This is a genomic window from Paenibacillus sp. CCS19, assembly GCF_033239625.1.
In the GTDB taxonomy this organism is placed as follows: domain Bacteria; phylum Bacillota; class Bacilli; order Paenibacillales; family Paenibacillaceae; genus Paenibacillus_T.
Genome location: NZ_BTCK01000115.1, coordinates 1 through 329, shown reverse-complemented (window position 1 = coordinate 329; position 329 = coordinate 1). Strand labels below are relative to the sequence as shown.

General features: G+C 55.3%; 1 protein-coding gene. It reads left to right on the top strand.

Going from position 1 to position 329, the window contains the following annotated elements:
* A partial coding sequence (locus SBI19_RS29395) for an immunoglobulin-like domain-containing protein (RefSeq protein ID WP_317973078.1) occupies positions 1–329 on the top strand: 329 nt, incomplete at both ends.

The window sequence follows — 329 nt, the reverse complement described above, 5'->3', positions numbered from 1 at the left end:
CTGAAGCAGTAGCAGCGGCGAAAGCGGCAGTAGAAGTTGGCTATGCAAGCGGCGATTCTGCATATGACGTGAAGCAGAATCTGACGCTCAGCACGGCAGGACTAGACGGAACGAGCATCACTTGGGGCTCGGACAAATCGAGCATCATCGCAGTCAACGGAACAGTGACACGCCCAAGCTACACAGCGGGTGACGCACTCGTAACGCTGACAGCAACAATCAAGAAGGGCTCCGTCGAAGAGACGAAGACCTTCACATTGACGGTCACGAAGCTTGCACAAACCGATGCTGAAGCAGTAGCAGCGGCGAAAGCGGTAGTGGAAGTAGGC